Source organism: Paenibacillus sp. J2TS4, from assembly GCF_018403245.1.
Taxonomy (GTDB): domain Bacteria; phylum Bacillota; class Bacilli; order Paenibacillales; family NBRC-103111; genus Paenibacillus_L.
The window spans coordinates 1-465 of the sequence record NZ_BOSH01000049.1; the positions used below are offsets into that span (position 1 = coordinate 1).

Genomic DNA, 465 nt, shown 5'->3' on the forward strand with positions numbered 1-465 from the left:
TAATTGGGGTGAAGTCGTAACAAGGTAGCCGTATCGGAAGGTGCGGCTGGATCACCTCCTTTCTAAGGAAATCAGCTTCACATTCACTCGTTTTCAGTTTTGAGAGGGAAATGTTCCTTTCGAAAGTTATCCGTTTGGTGGCGATGGCGGAGGGGCACCACGCGTACCCATCCCGAACACTACGGAAACCCCACAAAGTGAAGAAATGCTTCGTAGCCGATTCCTATTACTTTGCGGGGAACCCCTAGTAAACCTCCAACGCGGCGCCGATGGTACTTGGACCGCAGGGTCCTGGGAGAGTAGGACGCTGCCAAGCGGGTTATTACAAAGATGAGCGTGGGTCTCTCCCTCGGGAGAGTATCGGAACCCTTCATCGATGAAAACTCAAGAAGCTGGCTCGACGTTCATAGACGATTCCGATGCCGACCTCGAAGTAATTCGAGAAGTTGATTCCATCGGTGCGGA

The 465-nt window shown here is 52.0% G+C and carries 2 rRNA genes; both read left to right on the plus strand.

Annotation, left to right across the window (positions count from 1 at the left end):
- A 16S ribosomal RNA gene (locus KJS69_RS29400) occupies positions 1 to 62 on the plus strand; the annotation flags it as partial.
- Positions 63 to 133: 71 nt separating this feature from the next.
- Positions 134 to 316, plus strand: a 5S ribosomal RNA gene (gene rrf, locus KJS69_RS30560).
- Positions 317 to 465 lie beyond the last annotated feature (149 nt).